At 24.0% G+C, this 591-nt stretch carries 1 protein-coding gene; it reads left to right on the top strand.

What is annotated here, in order from left to right:
• Positions 1 to 13: 13 nt before the first annotated feature.
• The coding region (locus VN21_RS03700) for a hypothetical protein (protein ID WP_046822103.1) at positions 14 to 591 on the top strand (578 nt) is incomplete at its 3' end.

Below are 591 nucleotides of genomic sequence, written 5' to 3'. Positions count from 1 at the left end.
GTGGGGTGAATTTATGGGGGATAGTAAGAAAAGTTTTAAAGATGAAAATTTTATTATTTACACTGGTATGGTAAAGTATATAAGAAATTTAAATATGCTTGAAAGTCATAAAAGAGATATAAGTCAAAAGGTTTATAACTTGTATATAAATTTAAGCAATAAAAATACTAGCTTAGAGAAATATATAGTTAATCCTAAGGAGTTTTGTGATACTATATGCAAAGATTATATAATGAATACACCTATTTATGCTGTGTATTTAGAGACTATCAAAAAACTTTCACTAGTAATAGCAATAATGGCGTTATTTTGTGACTTGGTTTTAGACAAACCATTAGTTAGCAAATATTTTGTATACATATTGATTGGTGCTTTTTTTATTTCAATTGTATTAACATACCTGAAGCTTTATAGATCAGAAAAGTATGGTTTAGAAGAAGAACCACTTAAATATAAAATTTTATATAACACTAGTGCATTGATTTTAATAATTCCAATTTTTATATGGAAAAATAAAATATTAGAAAATGGAAAAATTAGTATGGTTTTCATAGGATTAATTTTCATAGGTATGTTTTTTATAAGTTCTTA

Origin of the sequence: Paraclostridium benzoelyticum (assembly GCF_001006285.1) — a bacterium.
GTDB lineage: Bacteria > Bacillota > Clostridia > Peptostreptococcales > Peptostreptococcaceae > Paraclostridium > Paraclostridium benzoelyticum.
This window is presented reverse-complemented; position numbering and strand designations above follow the sequence as displayed.